General features: G+C 68.9%; 16 protein-coding genes. 14 read left to right on the top strand and 2 right to left on the bottom strand.

The annotated features are described in order from the left end of the window. Positions 1-3 precede the first annotated feature (3 nt). The 6 genes from ACLJOU_RS24850 (at position 4) to ACLJOU_RS24825 (ending at position 8,391) form a co-directional block, all read left to right on the top strand. Positions 4-2,445 (top strand): hypothetical protein, encoded by a 2,442-nt coding sequence (locus tag ACLJOU_RS24850; RefSeq protein ID WP_410570363.1) that lies wholly within the window; start codon positions 4-6, stop codon positions 2,443-2,445. 3 nt (positions 2,446-2,448) lie between these two features. Next, positions 2,449-3,948: an SCO6880 family protein gene (locus ACLJOU_RS24845; RefSeq protein ID WP_410570361.1), complete on the top strand. Its 1,500-nt coding sequence runs from the start codon at positions 2,449-2,451 to the stop codon at positions 3,946-3,948. Continuing rightward, on the top strand, positions 3,948-4,310 hold the full coding sequence (locus tag ACLJOU_RS24840; RefSeq protein ID WP_410570360.1) for a WhiB family transcriptional regulator: 363 nt from the start codon (positions 3,948-3,950) through the stop codon (positions 4,308-4,310). Before ACLJOU_RS24845 ends, ACLJOU_RS24840 begins: the two co-directional genes overlap by 1 nt. Before the next feature lie 164 nt (positions 4,311-4,474). Beyond that, positions 4,475-5,773: an ATP/GTP-binding protein gene (locus ACLJOU_RS24835; RefSeq protein WP_410570359.1), complete on the top strand. Its 1,299-nt coding sequence runs from the start codon at positions 4,475-4,477 to the stop codon at positions 5,771-5,773. Further along, positions 5,763-7,610: a type IV secretory system conjugative DNA transfer family protein gene (locus ACLJOU_RS24830; protein ID WP_410570357.1), complete on the top strand. Its 1,848-nt coding sequence runs from the start codon at positions 5,763-5,765 to the stop codon at positions 7,608-7,610. The genes ACLJOU_RS24835 and ACLJOU_RS24830 overlap by 11 nt, the downstream gene beginning before the upstream one ends. Next, a complete protein-coding gene (locus ACLJOU_RS24825) occupies positions 7,603-8,391 on the top strand; it encodes a hypothetical protein (RefSeq protein WP_410570356.1) in 789 nt (262 codons plus the stop codon). Before ACLJOU_RS24830 ends, ACLJOU_RS24825 begins: the two co-directional genes overlap by 8 nt. Here ACLJOU_RS24825 and ACLJOU_RS24820 read toward each other — a convergent pair. After that, complete coding sequence (locus tag ACLJOU_RS24820; protein ID WP_410570355.1) at positions 8,342-8,800, bottom strand: hypothetical protein; 459 nt, start codon at positions 8,798-8,800, stop codon at positions 8,342-8,344. The two genes, ACLJOU_RS24825 and ACLJOU_RS24820, sit on opposite strands and share 50 nt — an antisense overlap. Before the next feature lie 318 nt (positions 8,801-9,118). Here ACLJOU_RS24820 and ACLJOU_RS24815 point away from each other — a divergent pair, with 318 nt between their 5' ends. The 8 genes from ACLJOU_RS24815 (at position 9,119) to mihF (ending at position 14,817) form a co-directional block, all read left to right on the top strand. Then, a complete protein-coding gene (locus tag ACLJOU_RS24815; RefSeq protein ID WP_410570353.1) occupies positions 9,119-9,862 on the top strand; it encodes a sigma-70 family RNA polymerase sigma factor in 744 nt (247 codons plus the stop codon). A gap of 151 nt (positions 9,863-10,013) precedes the next feature. Further along, a complete protein-coding gene (locus ACLJOU_RS24810) occupies positions 10,014-10,298 on the top strand; it encodes a hypothetical protein (RefSeq protein ID WP_410570352.1) in 285 nt (94 codons plus the stop codon). A gap of 202 nt (positions 10,299-10,500) precedes the next feature. Beyond that, a complete protein-coding gene (locus ACLJOU_RS24805; protein WP_410570350.1) occupies positions 10,501-11,493 on the top strand; it encodes a radical SAM protein in 993 nt (330 codons plus the stop codon). Then, on the top strand, positions 11,486-12,214 hold the full coding sequence (locus ACLJOU_RS24800; protein ID WP_410570349.1) for a hypothetical protein: 729 nt from the start codon (positions 11,486-11,488) through the stop codon (positions 12,212-12,214). Before ACLJOU_RS24805 ends, ACLJOU_RS24800 begins: the two co-directional genes overlap by 8 nt. Positions 12,215-12,292: 78 nt before the next feature. Continuing rightward, positions 12,293-13,063 carry a hypothetical protein gene (locus ACLJOU_RS24795; RefSeq protein WP_410570347.1) on the top strand — a complete coding sequence of 257 codons (771 nt, stop codon included), beginning with the start codon at positions 12,293-12,295 and terminating at the stop codon, positions 13,061-13,063. A gap of 8 nt (positions 13,064-13,071) precedes the next feature. Beyond that, positions 13,072-13,680 (top strand): AAA family ATPase, encoded by a 609-nt coding sequence (locus ACLJOU_RS24790; RefSeq protein WP_410570346.1) that lies wholly within the window; start codon positions 13,072-13,074, stop codon positions 13,678-13,680. Between the two features lie 43 nt (positions 13,681-13,723). Further along, entirely contained in the window at positions 13,724-14,188 is a 465-nt protein-coding gene (locus ACLJOU_RS24785) for an NUDIX hydrolase (protein WP_410570344.1), read from the top strand. Between the two features lie 314 nt (positions 14,189-14,502). Continuing rightward, a complete protein-coding gene (mihF, locus tag ACLJOU_RS24780; protein ID WP_410570342.1) occupies positions 14,503-14,817 on the top strand; it encodes an integration host factor, actinobacterial type in 315 nt (104 codons plus the stop codon). Between the two features lie 439 nt (positions 14,818-15,256). On the opposite strand, the gene mobF is transcribed toward mihF, so the two are convergent. Beyond that, positions 15,257-19,849, bottom strand: a complete 4,593-nt coding sequence (gene mobF / locus ACLJOU_RS24775; RefSeq protein WP_410570340.1) for a MobF family relaxase — start codon at positions 19,847-19,849, stop codon at positions 15,257-15,259. Between the last annotated feature and the right edge of the window lie 327 nt (positions 19,850-20,176).

Raw genomic sequence — 20,176 nt, 5'->3', positions numbered from 1 at the left:
AGCATGATCCAGCGCCTGACCGCGCTGCTGATCGCCGTGGCCGCGCTGCTGACGTTCAGCGCGCCCACTGCCCTCGCGCAGCCAGCGCAGCCAAGTCCGGCCGGTGAAGTCCCTCAGGGCTTCCCCGCTGACCTGAAGAAGTTCGTCGGCGGAACACCGGAGTTCAAGGACGGGCCCTGGTTTCACGACCCGGACTGCGTGAACAAAGGCGGCAACGTCGGCATGTACATCAACGCGGTGATGAAGGACGAGCCGCGTCTGCTGTACTGGTCCGCGCCACCTGAGGCCCGCCTGCTGATGGCGGCCGGTGATCCGAACAAGGAACCAGCCGACCTGCCCCGGACATTCCCCGCCAGCTCCGCGGACCGCGACGCCTACCACCTCAGCGAGAACTACTGCGCCGACGACCTGCGCAGCTGGACTACCCCAGCTGACAACGCATGGGGATTCATCTGGGCGCCCGGCCCGGACCCAGACTCGCTCGAGGCGATGAAGCCCTACGCCGCCAACGCCGACGACCCAGACGCCCTGATCCGTCGGATGGCGAAACCGTGCGAGAGCGCCGGATCACCGTTCTGCCAGAAAGCGTTCTTCGTCGACTGCGGCAAGACGTTGTCCAATCAGGACGTCCTGAAACGCTGCGTCGCCTGGAACACCGACGTGGCGAACCTCTTCGCCGGCATCGCCCACTACATCGACCAACACACCAGCTGGCTCGACAAGATCGGCCAATTCTTCGGAGCGGTGGGCACCGCAGAGATCATCGGCGGCAAGGTCCTCGTAGACGCCTTCATGGGCATCCTCAGCATCGCTGTGGAGATCGCGAAATTCGTGGTCAACCCCGCCGGCGCGGTCGACGACCTCGCCAACGCGCTGCACAACTCGGCGACCGACCTGACAGCGAAGGTGCTGCAGGGACTGGCCGCCTCGAGTAAGTTCGATCCCTCGGCCGCATGGTTCCTCCAGGCGTACGCAGCGTCGGCCGGGATCGGCATCGTCGTGATGGCGTTGTGCGCAGTTCTGATGATCATCCGCGCCGCCCGCGGCAGCGGCGGCCGCGAGGAACTGCAGGAATCGCTGTTCAAAAACTTGCCGCTGGGCCTGTTCCTCGCGGTGTTCGCGCCGGGCATCGCGACCTTGCTCGGGCAGTTCACCGACGCGTTGACCGACGGCATCGCCACCTGGCAAGCCGGGTCACTCAACTCCGCAGTCGCTAAGCTCGCGTTGATCGGCACGGTCACGGCCGCCGCTGTCCCCGGCGGCGTCATCATCGGAATCGTCATCTTCCTGCTGATGGTCATCGGATCGTTCAGCATGTTCGTCGGCCTGGCCATGCAGTCGGTGGCGCTCCCGTTCTCCGGTTTCGTCGCTGGCATCGCTTGGGGGATGTGGGTACACCCGAAACAGCGCAAGAAGGCGCTGCGGGTCCCCATGACCTACTGCGGGGTGTTGCTGGCGAAGCCCGCGACGTTCCTGCTGATCGGGTTCGGCTTCAAAGCGATCGACGGGAACGCCTCCATCCCGGCGTTGAAATCTGGCGGCATCCCGCTGCTGACGCAGCTGGTCTTCATCATCGTGATCTTGCTGATCATGGGACTTGCGCCGTTCTCGTTGCTGAAGTACTTCCCGCTGCTGCCGACAGCCGCCGACAGCATGGATTCGCAGCCGTCTTCCGGCTTCGGAACGGCCTCGACGGTGGGTGCCACAGTCGGCGCGCTCGCAGACCGGCACCGCACCAACAACGCCTCGTCGCCGGACAGTGGCCCCCGATCCATCGCCCAGACCTACGAGTCGGGGTCGAAGACCCCATCGAAGCCGTCCGCTCCTCAACCGCCGCCCGGAACTGCCGGAGCGCGGCTGAACGCACCGCGTCCCAAGGCGCCGACGTCCTCTCCGACCTCACGCGGCGCCGCGCAGGCCGCCTCGACCGCGACGGTGGGCAACGCCGCCAGCCGGCTGCTGGGCTTCGGCCGCGAGGCTGGCAAGACCGCCGGGATGGCTCGCGGCGGGGCCGAAGCCTCGCGGGTGTCCGCTGCGCCGGGCGCCCCCGCGGGATCGGCAGCTGCACGGCTACACGGCGCGGGACCGACACCGCGCGCTGCCGGCGCGCAGGTCATGCGCGGGGGTCCCGCGGCCGTTCAGGCGCTGTGGAACCGCACCGCCGCAGCTGCCACGTCGGCAGCGACGTCAACCGGCGACGGCCCGTTCAGCCAGAGCTCTGGCGGCGAGCAGCCCAGCGGCTTTCTCGCCGCCGCCGCGCGGTCCGCTTCCGGCCTCGCCCGCACGCCCGCGAACGCGGGCGCGCTCGGCGCACTCACGGGGATGGCCAGCGGCCCGTGGGGGGTCGCTGCGAACGCGGGCGTCGCGGCGTTCAACCGTCTGCGGACCGCGGCGCATAGCCGGCACGGCGCCGACCTCGACGTCGATCCCGCACAGAGGAGTTGATGAATGATGCGTATCGCGGTACTGGGCGGTGAGGTTCGCCGCCGTAGCTTCCTCGGTTCATTGAGCAAACCGGCCTACGTCGCGCTCGGTGTCGCTGCTGCGGGCGCGTTCGTGTTCTGGATCGGCGTACGCGGCGTCGGTGGCGGAGTCGCCGGGGTCGTGTTGTTCGGTGGCACCTGGGCTCTCGTGCATCCGTGGTCAGGCCGTCGATCCCTCGTCGAGAACTGGCTGTGGACGCTTCGGTGGACGCTTCGCCTTCGAGCGGGGCATACAACGTACGTCGCCACCGGCGCCCGCGCGATGCCCGACGGAGACGCGACGGGACCACTGTGGGAACTACCGGTCCCGCTCGGACGGGTGGAACCACTGCCGCTGAAGGACACCGGATACGACGACTTGTTCGTGCTGCACCACCACAACCCCGGTGAACGCCCGTACCTGTCGGTCGTTCTGGAGGTGCAGGGACAAGCCGCAGGTCTGCGATCGGAGCACTCCTACGACACGACGAGCATCCGCTATGGCGTGTTGCTGGCGCAGCTGGGGAAACAGGGGTCGTTCATCCGCGGGCTGCAGCAGATCAACCGGATCTTGCCGCATGACCCGGCCCTGCACCGTGCCTTCGTCGCGAGCCGGGTCTCGACCCGGCCGGGGCTGTCAGCGCTGGTCGAGTCCTACGAGGACCTTGTTGAAGGCACCGCGCTGGTCGCCGAGCAGCACCGCAACTACCTGGTCGCCCGGTTCCCGCTCACCCTCGAGTTCTTCGAGGAAGCACGGCCGTTCGGGACTGGTGTCGTCGGCTGGGCCGGGTTGGTGCGCGAAGAGCTCGCCCGGCTGGCGGACCTGGCGTCCCGCGCGGAGCTGAGCCGGCCGCTGGTGCTCGGCGAGCAGCGCACCTGCGCAGTGCTGCGGTCCCTGCAGGACCCGTCCTGGCCCATCGACCGGCATGAAGGCGCCCGGTGGGACAACTGCTGGCAGTCCTACGTCACCGAGGCCGAGCAGCTGTTGGTCAACGGCCGCTGGTACACCCGCACCGCGGTGTTGCCACGCGATGGCATCGCGCCGGCCCCGCTCGGTCCGCGATGGCTCGCACCGCTGCTGACCAGTGTCAGCCCGTCGGTGATCCGCACCTTGTCGGTACGGATGGAGTTCGTGCCCGACAAGACCGCGCGGGCTCGCGCGGTCAAGGACGTCACGCAGGACTCGGCGTCGATGTTGGGTGATGCGAAGTCCGGCAGCATCGACGACGGCACCGACTCGGTCCTGCTCTCCGCGTCGCAGCGACGCCTCCGCGATCTGGCGCCGGGTTCCGGGCACCAGGGGGTCGACTGGTCGATGGCGATCTCCGTGACCGCCGCCGACCCGGCCGAGCTGCGCCGCGCGTGCATGCGGGTCGCCAACGAGGCCGCAGGCTCCGCGATTACCGACCTGGTGTGGCAAGACGCGGCACACGACCTCGCAGTCCTGTCCACCTATCCGCTCGCACGGGGAATGGCGGTGGCGTGATGCGCGGCCCCACAGCGTTTCACCACCAGCGCCTGGCCTCGGTGGAGGATCTCCTCACCGCCGATCCTCGTGAGCTGCAACTCGGTGTGGAGAACGCCGACGGCCGCCGATGCCGCGGCGGTGATCCCGAGCAGTTCTTCCTGCCTGACGGCACCCGATTCCTGCGGCGCGAAGAGCTGGACGCCGAACGTGCTCGCGTCGACGGGCTCTGCCGCGGCTGCCCCGTGCGCCGCGAGTGCTTGGCCGCGGCTCTGATGCGCGACGAGGTCTACGGCTCCTGGGGCGGGATCGCCCAGCCGGACTATCAGATCATCCGGCGGCTTCGGCGCGAGCAGCTGGCAGCGGAACGGGATGCAGCGTGACGGCGCCTCGCGCTCAAGCTGCGCCAAAGGGAAAAACTGCGGCACCTGTCGGATGGCAACCGCCGCGGTCGGCGCCCGAACACCACGTTCCGCGTATCTTGCCGCCACCGCGTCGGCGGCGATGGCTGGATCGGTGGGGCTGGTACGAGCCGCGCGTCGAGCCGATGCACTCGACCACCCGCCAGGCCGAGGCACTCAATCTCGCGCTGAGCTCGCCGCCGACGTCGTATCGCGGGCTCATCGTCGGCACCGACCTGCTCACCGGACAGCTGGTCACGCACGATCTGTTCGTCGCCTACGAGGACAAGCGGATCTCCAGCGTGAACGCCGCCGTCATCGGCGACGTCGGCAAGGGCAAGTCGTCGCTGCTCAAGACCTGGGGCTGCATCCGGCAGCTGCTCCTCGACGATCGCCGCGTCGTCGTCGTGGACAAGAAGCTGCAATCCGGCGTTGGTGAGTACACCAGGCTCGCCCGGTTCCTCGGCGCGCCCTCCATCAGGTTCACCGTCGACGGTCGCGGGTCGCGGCTGAACCTGCTCGATCCGGTCATCGCGCTCGGCGACGACCAGCTTGATGACGCCGAGTCCGGGTCGGCGTTGTCCCGCCCGACCGGGCAGATGATGCTGCTGCGCGCGGTACTGGGCGAAGCGCTCGGCCGGCCTGTAGCCGAGCGGGAAGGCAAGGCTCTGCGGCAGGCGCTGGTCGCCGCGACGCGCGGCGCCCGCGAGCGCGCCCGCGTGCCGGTGATCGGCGACATCGTCCACCATCTGCTGCACCCCGCCGCCGGCGACGCCGAGGCGCTCAACCGCACCGTCGACGAGCTGCAGGACTGGGGTCTCGATCCGGCGTTCGCGCTCGAGCGCATGATCGAGGAAGACCTGGCCGGGCTGGTCGATGCCGAGACCAGCCCGGAGGTGCACCTCGATCACCCCAGCGGCTTCACCCACTTCGACATCTCCGGGCTCCCACTCGACGGCCCCGCGCTGCGCGTGGTGATGACCCTGATCAACACCTGGCAGACCAACATGCTGGCCCGTCGATCGGAACGGCAGCTGCAGACGGTGAACGTGATCGAAGAGGGCTGGCACGTCACCGAAGGCAACGTGGGCACGATCTACCGACGCAACACCAAGCTCAGCCGGGGTCTCGGCCTGGCCAACATCGGCGGCTTTCACCATCTCTCCGACATGCCTGTGGACTCCCCCGCCCGCAGTCTGCTGCAGGAGGCCGAGACGGTGTTCATCTACGGGCAGGGGTCACTCGACGACGCGGAAGCGTGCGTCGAGCTGTACAACCTTCCCGTAGGAACAGCCGAGACGATCATGTCGCTGGAGCAGGGCACATGCTTGATGAAAGTCGGCGTGTACGACCCGATCTTGCTGCGGCATGAGCGGTCCCCACGCGAGGTCGCGCTGACCGACACCGACGGGTCGCTGACCGGAGTCCTTCGCGATGCAGCCTGATCCCTACGAGCCGGGCGAGCTGCCCACTGCGCAACCGATGGTCGGGGTGTTCACCGGCAGTCTGCTGACCGGGCTGTTCCTGCTCGTCTGCGACGTCCTGTACAGCACGCTGCTCGCGCACGCGCTGTTCGGCGTGCCGGCGTGGCCGCCGTCGGTGCCGACCTACCTGCTGATGGCAGTCGCGCTCGGCGGAGAGGTCGTGGCGGTGGTTGCGGCGCTGCGGTGGTTACGTCGCCGCCGACAGCGACGTGAGCAGCGCCAGCCGTCCAAGGACGGCCTGGCAAAGCCTGATGTGCTGGACGAGCGGCTGGGCGCCGAGGCCGTGATCCGTTCCGCGCGACGGCTGCGGCCGTCGCTGGCAGCGCAGGAGCACCCGGACCCTGACCAGGCCGGAGCGCGGTTCGCGGTGCAACGCGAGACCGGGCACCCGCTGTTCGCCACCCACGAGGACAGCAAGCTCGTGGTCGCGCCGGTCCGGATGGGCAAGACCGGCCGCCAGGCGGTCCAGGACATCATGCTTGCGCCCGGCTCCATCGTGGCCACGAGCACACGCTTCGACTTGCTCGAGCTCACGATCATGGAACGCCAGCGGATGGGCGCCGTCATGGTGTTCGATCCGGAAAGCCGCACTCCGTGGCCGTCGAAACTTCGCTGGTCACCGATCGCCGGGTGCGAGGACTACGACACCGCGCTGCGGCGAGCAATCGCGATCTGCTCGGCTCGGCCGCTGGGCGACACCAAGGGCGGCGGCTACTTCGGCGGCAGCGCAGAAGGTGTCCTGGCCGCGCTGCTGCATGCGGCCGCGCTCTCGGGCGCCGGTGTCGACGAGCTGCGGCTGTGGACCACCACGAAGTCGCGGCGCCCGGAACAGATCCTCGACACCCACCCCGCCGCGGCGTTCGGCGTGGCCGCGGAGCTGCGCGGCATCCTCGACAGCGCCGCCAGCAACAACGACTCCAGCGGCGGTGGGGCGATCTACTCGACGCTCGCGCTGCTCCTGCGACCCCTGGCCTCGCCCAAAACCCGCGACGCCTGCACACCTCGCGCCGGCGAGCCGCAGCTGGACATCGATGCCCTCGTCCGGTCCGGCCGGGACACGCTGTACTTGGTCAGCCGGGGCCGCAAGAACAGCGCAGCACCAATCGTCAACGCCTTGATGTCGGAGGTACTGCACCGCGCGGAAATTCTGTCCCAGTTCCAGACCGACGAGCAGTTGACGTCTCCGGCCTTTGCCGAAGGGGATCTTCGACTCGACCCTCCACTGAGGGTTGTCATGGACGAGGCCGCGAACGTGAGCCCCCAGGAAGACTTGAGCATGCGGCTCGCCGACTCGGGAGGTCGCGGCATTGAGTTGTACGTCTTCGTGCAGAGTTTCAGCCAGCTGAGGCAGCGTTGGGGACCGGAACAGGCGATCGAAATCTGGGACAACGCGTCGGTGAAGCTGATCCTGGGTGGCTTGTCCAACTACCGTGACCTCGAGGCGATGTCGCGGCTGCTGCAGGAGCGGGCGATTGATCAGACCAGCGTGTCGACCGGTCCGGGACGGTCGCAGGTACAGGTCTCGCAGCGGTACCGCAGCGCACTGCCGATCAACCAGATCAGAGAACTGGTCGACGGCCAAGGCCTGCTGTTCTACCGCAATATGCCGGCAACCCTCGTCGACCTGCCCGGCTGGTGGCAAACCCCAGGCCTGGCCGATCGGGTCCAGCGTTCTCGCGCACAGACCCGACAGCTGGTCGCAGCGACCGGTGGGGTGATGCCGATCGAGCCGCCGGAGTCCGAACCCGACGATGGCGATAGCGGCTGGGCCGGATCGGGCGGTGTGCCCCGTGCCTAAGCAGCGGACGCCGGACGAGCACGGCGCAGTCGATGACGGCGCGATCGAGGAGGCGGCCGCCCAGGCCGTGGCCGAGGTTCTGGGAGGGCCGCTGGACGACCCGGAGGACGTCCCGCTGCTCGACGAGTCGATGTTGCCCGAGGTCGTCACCGACCTGGTCGCCACCAGCGACAAGCAGGGCGTCCAGCTGGGCGTCCTGGCCACCCGGGTCGAGTCATTGGACGAAGCGCTCCAGGCGCTCGAGGAAAGCCTGATCGAGCGTGTCAACCTGGCGCGGCCTTCCCGATGGGCGTGGGAGTTCCTCACTCAAGACGAGACTGCGCAGCTCTGGCGGGAGACCCGGTGGTTCGTCGACTACCTGACCCGCCGTTATCCGCTGGTCAGCGAGGTCAGCATTCCGCCCTGCTGGTACCGGCACACCGTCGCCGTCGATGAACTCTCTGACCTCTACGCGGCCTGGCGTGAGGCCTACTGCTCCAGCAGTCGGCCGTCCACGGCGATGACCGCGTGGCGCGACCGCTGGCTGTGGCCAGCGCTCAACCGGCTCGCGACGTACGCGAACTGGCGGGAGTGCAAGGAGACCCGAAGGCACGTCGAACCCAGTGCGCGGCAGGACCTGACCGACGACGAGTTCGACAGGTTCGTCCAGGCCGACATCGCGAACCGCCCCGGGGCACGCGCTCAGGTCATGCCGTGGCCGACGAGGAAGCCAGCAGGAAAGAAGGGATCGGCTAGGGGTGGCACCGCCTCGGCCAGGGCGGATGCACAACCAGCGGAGTGATCTTCCCGGCACGGAGCTCAATGTCGGTCCGGCCCACAGCTCGTGCGTACCCCAGCAGTTTCTGGTGCTCTTGGAGCGGGAGCCACCCGAGGTCACATCCGGTTTCGAGCAGCATCAGGTGACACAGCAGCTCCCGCGAACTCGGATCGAATCGGTGCATTCTGGCGGCAAAGAGGTCTGCTACATCCTCGTTGCCGCGGAACCATGCGCTGGTCGCCAAGAGCAGCTCACGCGCTGCCAGGATGTCGTGCCGTCGAACACCACCCTCAGCCGCCAAGTGTTCAGCCAAACGCAAACTCAGCCCGTTTTCATCAACGTGGCCGGCGTCTGCCGCGGCGACCTCGTCCTGAATTGCCCGCAGCAGAGCTCGCGACTGCGTGGTGAGGTAGTCCTCGTCTGGGCCGAACATGTGTCCCCCTTCGCCGACAGCTATTCCGCTCGGAGTTTCAGCGGAAGCGACGCTGCATCGCGTCCCATGTTTGTCGATCACCCCGGCGGTGAGCAACGGGGAGGTTCCATCTTTGGCCTACAAGCTGCAGGGACCGCTAGTCCCGCGGCGGCCAGGTCGTTGGTCCGATCGAGCGAATGAGCACTCCTGACCTTCGGAAACAGGATGTAGTAACGTTACATTGTAACCGTTACTGATCATCTCGTTGCACCGACGGACGGGGGCCAGGTCGTGGGAGAGTCCACTGCAGGCGCAGAACCCGATGGAACCGATGAGCGCGTGCGCGCGCTAGATGACGTCCGCACGGACGCTGAGCTGATCGAGGCAATCCGAAGCGGCAGGCAATCTGCGTTCGGCACGCTGTTCGCGCGACACCGGGCGGCCGCCGCGACCCTCGCTCGCCACCTGTCCCGCTGCCAGGCCGACGCCGACGACCTGATGTCCGATGCGTTTACGAAAGTGCTGTGGGCACTACTCGACGGCAAAGGACCGGCCACCGCGTTCCGCGCCTATCTGCTTACAACGCTGCGGCACGTCGCCTACAACCGCATCCGCCGGACCCGAAAGCTCGAGCTTGTCGAGAACTTCGCCGATCCGGCTGCCGTTCCTCCGGACCTGGTCTCGGCGCCAGCCATCGACACCGCGATCGCTGAACTCGAGCGATCGGCGGCGGCCAAGGCCATCGCACTGCTGCCCGCCCGATGGCAGGTCGTGCTGTGGATGACCGAAGTTGAAGAACTCCCCGTCTCTGAGGTCGCGCTGAGGATTGGGCTGTCGGCCAGCGCGACCTCCGCACTGGCCTACCGGGCGCGCGCTGGCTTGCGGACCGCCTACGTCCAGGCACAACTCAGCTCTTTCGTCAGCGATCGCTGCCGTTCGACCGCCCAGTCACTCGCTGCATTCCTCCGCGACGGTCTCGGTATGCGTGCGCGAGCAAAGATCGCCAAGCACCTCGACGATTGCGCACGTTGCCGGAAGCACCTCGTGCAGCTGGGCGACCTCAACGCCGGAATACCGGCGTAGCTCGATGAACCAGCCGCTGCCACGGCGACAACATGGGACGCACCTTCCTCGCCAAGCGTACCGGCCAGAACCCGGCGCCGCCGGGCGCGGCATCGAAACCCGTGGCAGCCAGCCTCCTCCAACGGCGGCACGTCCGCCTGAGCTGCCGCCAATGAGCTGGTTCGAACCCGTCACTCCGGTCGCGCCGACCGTCGCGACTCACCCGCTGAAGTCAGAGCGTGCCCGGCAATGGCCGACCGAAGGCGACCTGGCTTCGGCCGTCCGCGAATACGAACAGCAGAACGCGGCGACTCAGGTGTTCCCCCGCTCCGCTCCTCCGCTGACGTTCCCATCACCGGCGAGCTGGGATGAGCTGGCTGCGGTGACCGGGCAGGCTCTCCAGCTCCCGTACGGGGACGCGGTACGCCGGCTGGTGGACTGGGCCGAGAATGCCTGACCTGGCACACCTCCGGGCACGCAAGAGCCGGGTCACGTCGGATGGTTCATCCGACTCGGCAGGAACAGGCCCCAAACGCCGTATTGAACAAGTAAACGTTACTTAGTAACGTTTACTTGTTCTGCGTGGGAAGTTCGCCGGAACCCGAACCGTGGCGGACAACCCCCGCTCGTTCCGTCTCTGGTACGAGAAAGAGGTTTCCGTGACCGACCTCGGTATGCCCACCTTGCCCTCCGCTCGGACCCCGGCCACGTCGCAGTCCGGACCGGTCGTCTTCACCGAAGGACACCACTTCCGACTGAACGGCGAGACGTCCGTCGACGAGCTGGCCGGCCAGCTCACCGCCCCGCTCTCGACCATTCTCCAGGTCACCAAGCGCTGCGACTTCGACTGCGTCATGTGCTCAGAGACCTTGCAACTCCCCGATCCCACGCTCGACCAGCTCGACACCATGCGTACCAACCTGGCCGGGGTGAAGCGCGTGTTCCTCTCCGGCGGGGAACCGTTGATGCGCCGGGACTTCGGCGACATCGTCGACATGTACTCCGAGAACTTCATCCTCGGCATCCCGACGAACGCGACCAGGGCGCTGCAGCACGCTGAGCGACTGGTCGGCAAGGTCGCCTACGTCAACGTCGGCCTGGAAGGCCCACGGGCACTCACCCAACGACTCCGCGGCGACTACGACAAGGTCATGGCCGGTATCCGTGTTTTCCAGGAGCACGGCCTGCCGCTGTCGCTCTCGTGTGTGGTGCTGCGCTCGGATCTGCACGGCCTGCCCTTCACCTACCAGATCGCCGACACCCTCGACGCGGGCAAGCTCAAACTGATCATGCCGCTGCGCAAGGGCAACGCCCTCGACCTCGCTGAACACGAATTCATCAGCAACACCGAGGCCCAGGCGAAGTTCAACGAGCTGGTCAGCCTCGCTTCGACCTTCGCCTGGCGACCGGCGCTGCGTCTGACCGCGTGGACGCCGGAAACCGAAGGCCACATGATCTGCATCGAGCCGACCGGTAGGGCCAACGCCTGGCCGGTATACGACGCGCCCGACCTGTTCGAGCCCCTGGGCAACGTGCTGGAAGAGCCGGTCAGCGAGATCTGGAGCCGCTACCGGTTCAAGCGCAACCACGTCGCGAAATACCTCGGCGCCAGCATCCACACCACTCCGCGCGGTGGCGGCAGCCATGCGTAGTACCAGCAACCTGTTGTGGCCGACGACGCCGTTCGGTGCCGGGCAACGGCCGTTCGGCAAGGACCGGCCGATCCTCGCGACCGTCGCCGTGGGCTGGGCCGGCTACGTCCATCGGCCGACCTGGGCCTGCGCGGTCTACCTGACCACGGTCAGCACCCGCACTCTGGTCTTGGACGGCCTGCAGCTCAACTTCGGATTCGAGGTGCTGAGCGGGCTGGAACCGGAGTCACCGACCGTGATGGTGCAGCGGCTGGACAACATCCTGGTGGCCTGCCGGCGCCAGGCCAAGATCCTCGCCGGGCACAACCTGGACCCCGACCTGGCGAGGCTCGCCAGCTTCGCGACCGAAGGACGACGCCTTCCCGGCGTCAACACGGTTCGTCAGCAGTGGGTGGACCGGACGACCAAGGGCCGCGGCATGGCGCGCATGCTCGACACCGCTCATGACCTCGGCCAACCTCAGGAGACCGACCTGGCCGGCGTGTGCGAGCGCGTCGCGCTCAAGGCAGCCACGGTCGCCGACCCGGACGGCAGCGCCACCGCAGCCGCAACGGTCCGGCAAGCACTGACCCGGACCCTGGCGATCGCGCTGGTCGCCGCCCGTGCCTCCGGCAGGTACGACTGGACCGTTCCCGTGGACCTCGACGAGCTCGTCTCCAACGCGGCCTGGGACCGCCTTGAGCAGCTCGCCGGAGAACTTCCCGAGGTCACCGCCACCTGACCGCCCCTGACCGGCCACCGATGGTGGCCCGGCAGCAAGATGACCGGGCCACCATCCTGACCTTCCGAAGGAGCGGACATGATCGTCAGCACCAACATCTCCGGCAAGCGAGGCCGGGCCCCGCGCCGCCCCACCGGGACGACGTTGTGGGCGTCCATCGACGTCGAGTGGACGAAGAACTACCGGATCAAGAACGGAAATAAGCCGTTCTGCTACTCCGTGGTCTACACCGCAGTTCCCAGTTCGGGGGCGGCCACCGACCTGGCCGAGCTGCCCTTCACCTACACCAGCGTGTACATCGAAGACCCCGGCGAGACCACCGAGCTGCTGGCTTCGGCCAACGCCGCGGTGCGCACGGCGTTCGCCTCCGCCGACCGCGTCACTGGCCACCAGTTCACCAGCGACCTCAGCGTCCTCGCCAACGCCAGCGCCGAGCCGCTTCCCGCCGTCGCCGCGGCACGGGAAAGCTGGCGGGGCCGCCGCGCCGACGAACTGGCCGAACGCCGCGTCGTCGACACCCGCTACGACACCGACCACGTCCTGGCCTGCAAGTCCCGCCGCCTGGTCGACGTCTGTGCCGAACTGGACCTCGACGTCACCCAGCCCGAACTGCGCGGCACCTCGATGACCGCCCTGCACCGCGACTACCTCGGCAAGGGCTCCGACGAGGCGCGCGAGCGCGTCAGCGTGCTCAACCTCCGGCACAGCCTCTCCACCGCGCTCGTGGCGCTGCGTGCCACCGGCCAGGCTCAGTGGAGCGACACCCTCAACGTCAACCGGCTGCTCGCCGTCGGGCTCGACGGCGCCTTCTCCTGGCTCCGCCACCCCATCTTCACTGACCTGTTGTGAGAGGAACCATGCCGATTCGCGAGTGCCGGGTCGTCGCCATCGACGGCACGCACGCCTCGGGCAAGACAACCCTGCTCCACGCCCTGACCGCCCACTTCCGGCGCCAAGGCGTCAACGTCGCCGCGATGGGCGAGCCCGCCCGGTCCAGCCCGTTCATGGAGGAAATCGTCATCCACGGCCGGGGCACCTTCGATCTCGCCGCGGAAGTCGATGTGTTTGCCGCACACCTGCAGGACCAACTGCGGACCGCGCGCAACCACCAGCTCCTCATCGCCGACAAGACGATCGTCAACGTGCTCGCCTATGCCCGGATGCTGCTCGACGTCGTCCCCGGCAGCCTCGACGCCGCGGTGCTCGACGCGATGGAACACTTCTGCCGGTCCTGGGCGCCCACCTACGACGTCGTGTTCTTCACCCATGACCGCTACAGCCAGCCCAGTGACGGATTCCGCGCCAAGGTTGCCGACCTGCAGGACACTGCTGCCGCCACGCTGCGCGAACTCTACGACCGGCTCGGTGTCGCCGTGCTCGACGTCCCTGCGGGTCTCGAGACCGAGCAGCGAGTCGAGTGGATCGTCCAGCGCGTCGCCGAGGCCGATCTGGTTGTCGCCGGATAGCCTGTGGCCTTCCACGCCGCCGAACAGCCCAGGAAGATCCGACGTGCCCTACACCAGTTTCGTTGACGTCCTGATCATCCTGGAGCGTGGGGAGCAGGTCCTGCTCGCCCAGCGCGCAGGCACCGGCTACGCCGACGGCCAGTGGAACCTGCCCTCCGGCAAGCTCGAAGCCGGCGAGGACATGATCGCAGCCATCATCCGCGAAGCCCACGAGGAGCTCGGCGTCGTGGTTGAACGCGACGACCTGGAGATGGTCACCACCGTCCACTACCTCAACCCTGAAGGCCAGGCCCGCGTCGGCTTCTTCTTCCGAGCCCGTCGCTGGCGAGGAGAGCCGCGCAACGCCGAGCCGCACAAGTGCTCGCAGATCGCGTGGTTCCCGAAGGACCAGCTCCCGGCCGACACCGTGCCCTACACCCATGCCGGGGTGGAACTGTTCCGTCGTGGTGAGCCGTTCGGCCTGCAAGGCTGGCCGCACCCGGCGGTGCCGGCCCTCGCCGCGCGCTGAGGGCGCGGTCCGGCTGGTTGCTCGTCACCTCCGGCGGGGGGGGGGAACCGGGGGTGACGAACTGGGTTCCCTCGGGTGAGACCTGCGGCCTCCCCCGAACGTGGTTGTGTTGTCCTGCAATGCAGTCCGCCGCAGCGAAGATCGCGATCCCCACTAACGTGGGAAACGACCACGTGCCGATGAGGCTACCTGCCAGTTGGCGACGTTTGCACCACGTTGGCGCGACGCGGCCGCCGGCGAACGTGAACTGCCGTCATCCCCGCTGACCGGGGACGTCAGCGGGAATATCACCATCAACCGAGAGGACACCCCGGATGGCACTGCCCACCCTGACCGCCGAACAGCGCCAGGCCGCGCTGGCGAAGGCCGCGGAAGCCCGCAAATCCCGGTCCATGATGCTCGCGCAGCTCAAGAACGGCCGGATCACTCTCAGCGCCGTGCTGCAGCGAGTCGACGACGGCGAGGAGATCGTGCGCAAGACCAGGGTGCTCGCCACGGTGAAGGCGCTGCCCGGCATCGGCGAGGTGCGGGCGCGGCAGCTGCTCGAGCAGGCCGAGGTCGCCGAGAACCGACGTCTCGGTGGTCTCGGGCAGAAGCAGCGCGAGGCGCTGCTGGCCGCCATCAGCTGACCACGACGAGAATTGACCCGACTGCCCCCCGGGTGTCGCGCGAAGGCACCGGGGGCAGCCGCTGAGCACGAGACCGTCAGCCGGTCGTGGCGGCAGTGTCGTCGGCGAGGCGGATCTGCTCACGCAATGTCGTGCGGAGCCGGGTCTGGTCGACGAAGGTCCAGGACTCTTGCCAGGCGGCTATCGCCGCGACCTTGTGCAGCTCGGCGTCGATGAGGTCTGCGGCCGGCGACCAGGTGCACCGTCGGCGACGCGGACTTCGCTAGTGGGCGGCGGACAGCTGTGTCTCCAGCATCGCCATCGCGGCTTCGTGCACCGGCACTGCCCGCCCGAGCGTGAGTGCCTCGGCGGTCCCGCGGCGGGGCTCCTCGATGTCGCAGTCCCAGCTGCTTTGGTTGAGGGCGTTGCTGTGCCAGGCGTTCAGCAGGTCGGGGCAGAGTCAGTAGCCGGGGCGCGGCCCCTGACCGGGCCCGGGGCGGCGCGGATCGTGGTCGGGGCGGGGCTGCTGCTGTGCGCGGCGCTGCTGTTCGACGATCCGTTCAGCGCGCTGCCGGGCGTCGGTGGCTGCACTTGGCTTCCTGCTTGTGTCGGCCGGTGGTGTCGGGACGGCCTTCGATTGGCTGGGGTTCTGCTGGGCGTTCGGGGTGGACGCGGGCTGCGGGGCAATGTGAGCGGCCTCGCGTTCCAGGTGGGCGCGGGCCTGGGCTGCGGCCTGGTAGGCGTGCTGGAGCTGCCCGTCGGAGGGCGGCGGCCCGAGCGGGTCCGGTCCGGTGACGCCGTGTTGTTCCCGGTAGGCGGCGATCGTGGTCACCGCGGCGAGATAGCGGGCGCGCGGCGCGGCGCCGTCGGGGGCGGGACCGAGCTGTTCGACCCAGTCGGGTCGGTCGCGGGTGGCGTACCGGCCGAGCTCGACGACGCGGGCGCGGATTCGCCGCGCGTCGGCGGCGGTGGCGGCGGCCACCGCGCGGTCGCGTCCGGCCAGCGCTTCCGGTGCGGGCGGGGTCGGCAGCCAGCTGGGCCACATCGCGTCGCGGCGGCGCGCAGCGGCCGGTGCTGGCTGCGCGGGCGCGGGGGTGGCCGGGACGGTGGCGGGAGCCGGCGTCGGGCGGGTGGCCAGCTGGGCGAGGGAACGTTCGTAGGAGGGCACCAGGACGTCGAGCCGGGCGGGAGCCTCGGGCGGAGGCGGCTGCGACTCCTGCGTCTGTTGAGGCCCGCGGGCGGGCGAACCGACGGGCTCGGGCCGGGACGCGGCGGCGCGGATCCGGGCGGCGGCGAACGCGCTGGGGTTCTCTATCCGGGCCCGCACCAGCAGATCCGGGTCGATTGCGCGTAGGACGACGCGTGGGTCATGGCCGGCCGCCGCCGCGGCAGCAAGGTTCTGGCCGACAGCGCCGAACGCCGGTCCGGAGATGACGCGCTCGACTGCCGGGTGCTCGCCCCATTCCTCGCGCAACAGGCTGGCGGTCGCCGTGCGCTGGGCTTGCTCGGCGGCTTCGGCGCGGGCCTCGCGCTGGGCCTTGGTCAGCGGTCGGTGCCGCGGGCGGGCAGTCGCCGGGTCGGCGAGCGCGGCCTCCTTGACCAGTGCGGTGGTCAAGCGGCTGGCGTCGCGTACGTTCGGGGCGATCATGTCGTCCGGGTCGAGGGCGCGCAGCAGGTCGCGGGGGTCGCCGCCGGCCTTGTCGACGCGGTCGAGCACGGTGGCGAGGGACCGGAACGCGGCGCCGTGGGTGACGCGGTCGACGGCGGGGTGCTCGCCCCATTCCTCGCGCAGCATCGCTTCGGCCTTGGCTCGGCGCACCACGTCGGAAGCGTGCCGCTGGGCGCGGAACGCGCGGCGTTGCTCGATCTCCTCCGGGGACAGGCCCCGCCGCCCCGGTTGTTGTGGCGGAGCAGTGTTGCGGGCTGGCGCGTTGGGGTCCTCGAGGAGGCCGAGGTCGACCAGCACCGGGGTGTCGTTGCGGTTAATCTCGGTCGCTTTCGCGCGGTCGACCAGCTTGGTGATCACGCGTCGGGTGCGCTCTCCCGCGGTGCGCGGCAGGCCGAGCAGATATTCGTCCTGGGAGCCTTCGACGTCCTGGCGGGCGAGGAACATCCACATCGCCAGCTTGTGCCGGCTGGCGGCGACGAAGCTGCCGGGGTTGTCGGCTCCGGCAACGCTGAACAGCACGGCGCCGCCACGGCGTTGGCCGTCGTCCCCGGTCCAGGTGGCACCGTCAGCCCCGATGGTCAGGCCTTGGGACTTGTGGATGGTGAGGGCGTAGCCCTTGCTTAAGCCGCCCTTGGCGACGAACTCCGGGCCGAGCACCCGGGATTCGACGATGCGGCCTGCTCGGGTGGCGCGTTCCCACCGGACGGTGAGGCTGCCGTCGTCGTGGATGGCGTCGATGACGCCGCGGTAGCCGTTGAGGACGTCCGGCTCGCCTTTCTGCCGTTCGTTGACTCGGACCATGACGTAGTCGCCCTCGTAGAAGGTGACGGTCCGGCCGCCGGAAAGGTCGTAGGTGCGGTCCTGGCCGAGTTCCCCGGCGACGGCCCGCAGCGCCTGGGCGCCGTCGTTGAGCCGGTCGACCATCTCGTTGGTGGCCGCGACCATGAGCAGGCCGCGCTGCTCGGTGAACGCGTCCGGCGCGCCCTGGCGCTGGTCGATCCAGGAGGCGAGCATCGCGGCGGTGGCTTCCTGCCCGGTTTCGGTGACTACCAGCCGGTCGCGGTCGGCCCATGAGGTGAGCGCTTCGCTGTAGTTCCCGCGTCGCCATGCGGCGATGGCGGCGCGTTCGTCGGCTTCGGACTGCCGTCGGTTCTGTTCCAGTTCGCCGCCGTGCACGAGCGCGTGCACCACGCCGAAGGAGCTGCCGACGCCGACGCCGCGTAGCTGCTTGGGGTCACCGATCTCGAGGATCTTGACGCCGGCGGCGTCGGCGGCGGTGTAGAGGCGGGCGCGGGCGCGGTCGTCGATCATGCCCGCTTCGTCGAGCACGAGGACGTCGACGCCGCGCAGGCCCGGCCCGTTGTCGATGCGCCAGAGCCACTGCGCGATGGTGCGGCTGGGGATGCCGGATTCGGCCTGCAGGGTCTGCGCGGTCACGCCCTGGGTGGCCGTGCCGGCGATGACGAGTCCTTCGGCTTGATACGCCGCGCGCACGGCGTCCATCAGCGTGGTCTTGCCGCTGCCGGGCGGCCCGACGAGCGAGTCCAGTCCGGCGCCGGAGGTGGTGATCCGCAGCAGTTCGCGGCGCTGTTCGGCTGAGAGCTCGAAGCCGCCGGCGGCTTCGATGGCGCTGGCTGCCATCTCGGCGGTGGCGCGGCTGACGCAGATGCGGGTCTTGTCCGGGGTGCTGGCCTCGGCTTTGGCGACGATGACCTTTTCGGCGTCGACGACGTCGCGGGTGGTGTAGAGGGTGGCGTTGGCCATGTGCTCGGCGCCGAGCTGGCGGCGTTCGCCGTTGGTCGGCTCTGGCGCGTTGGCGGGCCCGGCGGTCTTGGCGAGTTTGACGAACCCGGCGTGCTCGAGGACCTGGTCGGTCAGCTGCTCGATCTCGGCGTGCTTGCCGCCGACCGGGAGCGCGTCGGCGACCGCGGCCATCGCGTCGATGCGGGAGAAGCGGCGGGTATGTGCGGTGAGCCCGGATTCGACGTCCTGGAGCAGGGTGGCGAGTTCGTCCAGGCTCGGCCGCGGTTGCGCGACGGCGCTGTGGGCGAGGTCGCGGCGGAAGGTGTCGTGGGTGATCTGGTCGGGGTCGAGCCCGGCGTCAATGGCTTCCTGCCGCCAATGGCCGGCCAGGGTTTCATCGGAGGCGGTGGTGTTTTCGCTCTTGCGTTCGCGGGTCATCGACGCGGCGACGCGGCGGACCGCGCTGGTGGCTTCCTCGGGGCTGAGACCCATCTCGACCAGCGCCGCTTCGATGCCCTGGCCTCGTTTGGAGAACAAGCGGATGGCCTCGTCGGGGATGGTGGCGATCTCCCACCGGCCGGTGCTGTCGTTGCGACGGTACTGCACGCCGTAGCGGCGGGTGAGCACGTCGCGGACGGCGGCCTGCAGCAGCCGGTCGACGACCGGGGCGTGGCGCATCAGGTCGCGACCGCCGGCGGCGATCGTGGACCACTTCCCGTCTTCGCCCTTGGTCATGTTGGCCAGCGTGTAGTGGACGTGCCAGTGCGGGTCGCCGATGGCTGCGCCGTCGACCGGGCGGGCGGTGCGGTGGAACATCGCCCAGCCGGCGAACCCGTTTCCGGCGGTGACCTCGGCTGTCTTGCCGTCGCCGTGGTGGCCGCGCATCCCGTACGCGGCGACATTCTCCAGCCAGTTGAACGTCTCCATCGCCTGGTCGGTGAAGATGCCATCGAGCTCGGCGCGGGTCTCGTCGTCGACGAGGCCGTAGGCGGCCCGGAAGTCGCCATCGAGGGTTAGGGTGACGTCGTAGGCGAGGTTGCCGACGGTGACGCGGTTGTCGACCTGTTCCTGGGTGCCGTCGGGATGGGTGATGGTCTTGGTAAGCCGGGAGACAGCGGCGGTGAAAACGTCCTCGCCCCACACCTCCTCGACCGTGAGGCCCGCGGCGTCGGCGAGCTGGCCGGCGTAGTCGGCACGCAGCACCGCGGCCTCGCCTTGGCGCTCGACGGCGCGCTGAGCGCGGCCGTACATCGCGCGCATCCGGTTGCTGGTGAGGACCTGCTCGACGGGGACGTCGGCTTCGCGGGCGATGCCCTCGATCTTGCGCACGAGCGGGGCGAGCGCGAGTTTCGCCTCGCGCGGGACGCCCTTCTTGTGCGCGACCAGCTGCTCACCGGTGGTCGGGTGGTAGCCGTTGACCAGGGCGCGGGCCTTGTCGAAATCCTCGGGTGTGAGCTCGGTTCCGGCCTCGATTCCGAGGTCGTCCAGCCCCTTGCCGGCCCACACGAGCGGGCGCTCGCGCATGTCGGTGTGGTAGTCCAGCTGCGCGTCGTTGATTCCCTCGGCTACGCAGCCGTGTCCGAGGCCGAGGCGGTAGTCGACCTGAGCCGGGTCGGACCCGATTGGCGTAACCCACGCCATCCAGTCACCTCCCCCAAGGTGAGCTGGGAAAACAATCCCCCTAAGATCATTTTCCCTCGTATCGCGTAGCGATACCTTAGCTCAAAGTTGTTGATCTTGTGGGCGGTTTCTCACGCCCACAAGGCCCGCGAAGCGGGCAGAACACGGTCGGCCGTCAGGCCGTCCGTTGTCTTTCACCTCGCCAACGGCGAGGTGCGGCCGCTCCGGCGGCCGTCCGCGCTCGCCCTGCGAGCGCGTCGTCGGCGCGTCGCGCCGACGAGGAATCAGCCGGCCGTCAGGCCGTCCGTTCAAGGCGGTAACCGTCAGGTGGTGTCTCGTCGACGAAGG

The organism is Amycolatopsis sp. cmx-4-61 (assembly GCF_046548775.1).
Lineage (GTDB): Bacteria > Actinomycetota > Actinomycetes > Mycobacteriales > Pseudonocardiaceae > Amycolatopsis.
Note: the sequence above shows the minus strand (reverse complement) of the source record. Positions and strands in the feature narration are given on the sequence as shown.

Coding starts and splice junctions, on each gene's coding strand:
- ACLJOU_RS24850 (WP_410570363.1), top strand. CDS start 4: ATGATCCAGCGCCTGACCGCGCTGCTGATCGCCGTGGCCGCGCTGCTG.
- ACLJOU_RS24845 (WP_410570361.1), top strand. CDS start 2,449: ATGATGCGTATCGCGGTACTGGGCGGTGAGGTTCGCCGCCGTAGCTTC.
- ACLJOU_RS24840 (WP_410570360.1), top strand. CDS start 3,948: ATGCGCGGCCCCACAGCGTTTCACCACCAGCGCCTGGCCTCGGTGGAG.
- ACLJOU_RS24835 (WP_410570359.1), top strand. CDS start 4,475: ATGCACTCGACCACCCGCCAGGCCGAGGCACTCAATCTCGCGCTGAGC.
- ACLJOU_RS24830 (WP_410570357.1), top strand. CDS start 5,763: ATGCAGCCTGATCCCTACGAGCCGGGCGAGCTGCCCACTGCGCAACCG.
- ACLJOU_RS24820 (WP_410570355.1), bottom strand. CDS start 8,800: ATGTTCGGCCCAGACGAGGACTACCTCACCACGCAGTCGCGAGCTCTG.
- ACLJOU_RS24810 (WP_410570352.1), top strand. CDS start 10,014: ATGAGCTGGTTCGAACCCGTCACTCCGGTCGCGCCGACCGTCGCGACT.
- ACLJOU_RS24800 (WP_410570349.1), top strand. CDS start 11,486: ATGCGTAGTACCAGCAACCTGTTGTGGCCGACGACGCCGTTCGGTGCC.
- ACLJOU_RS24795 (WP_410570347.1), top strand. CDS start 12,293: ATGATCGTCAGCACCAACATCTCCGGCAAGCGAGGCCGGGCCCCGCGC.
- ACLJOU_RS24790 (WP_410570346.1), top strand. CDS start 13,072: ATGCCGATTCGCGAGTGCCGGGTCGTCGCCATCGACGGCACGCACGCC.
- mihF (WP_410570342.1), top strand. CDS start 14,503: ATGGCACTGCCCACCCTGACCGCCGAACAGCGCCAGGCCGCGCTGGCG.
- mobF (WP_410570340.1), bottom strand. CDS start 19,849: ATGGCGTGGGTTACGCCAATCGGGTCCGACCCGGCTCAGGTCGACTAC.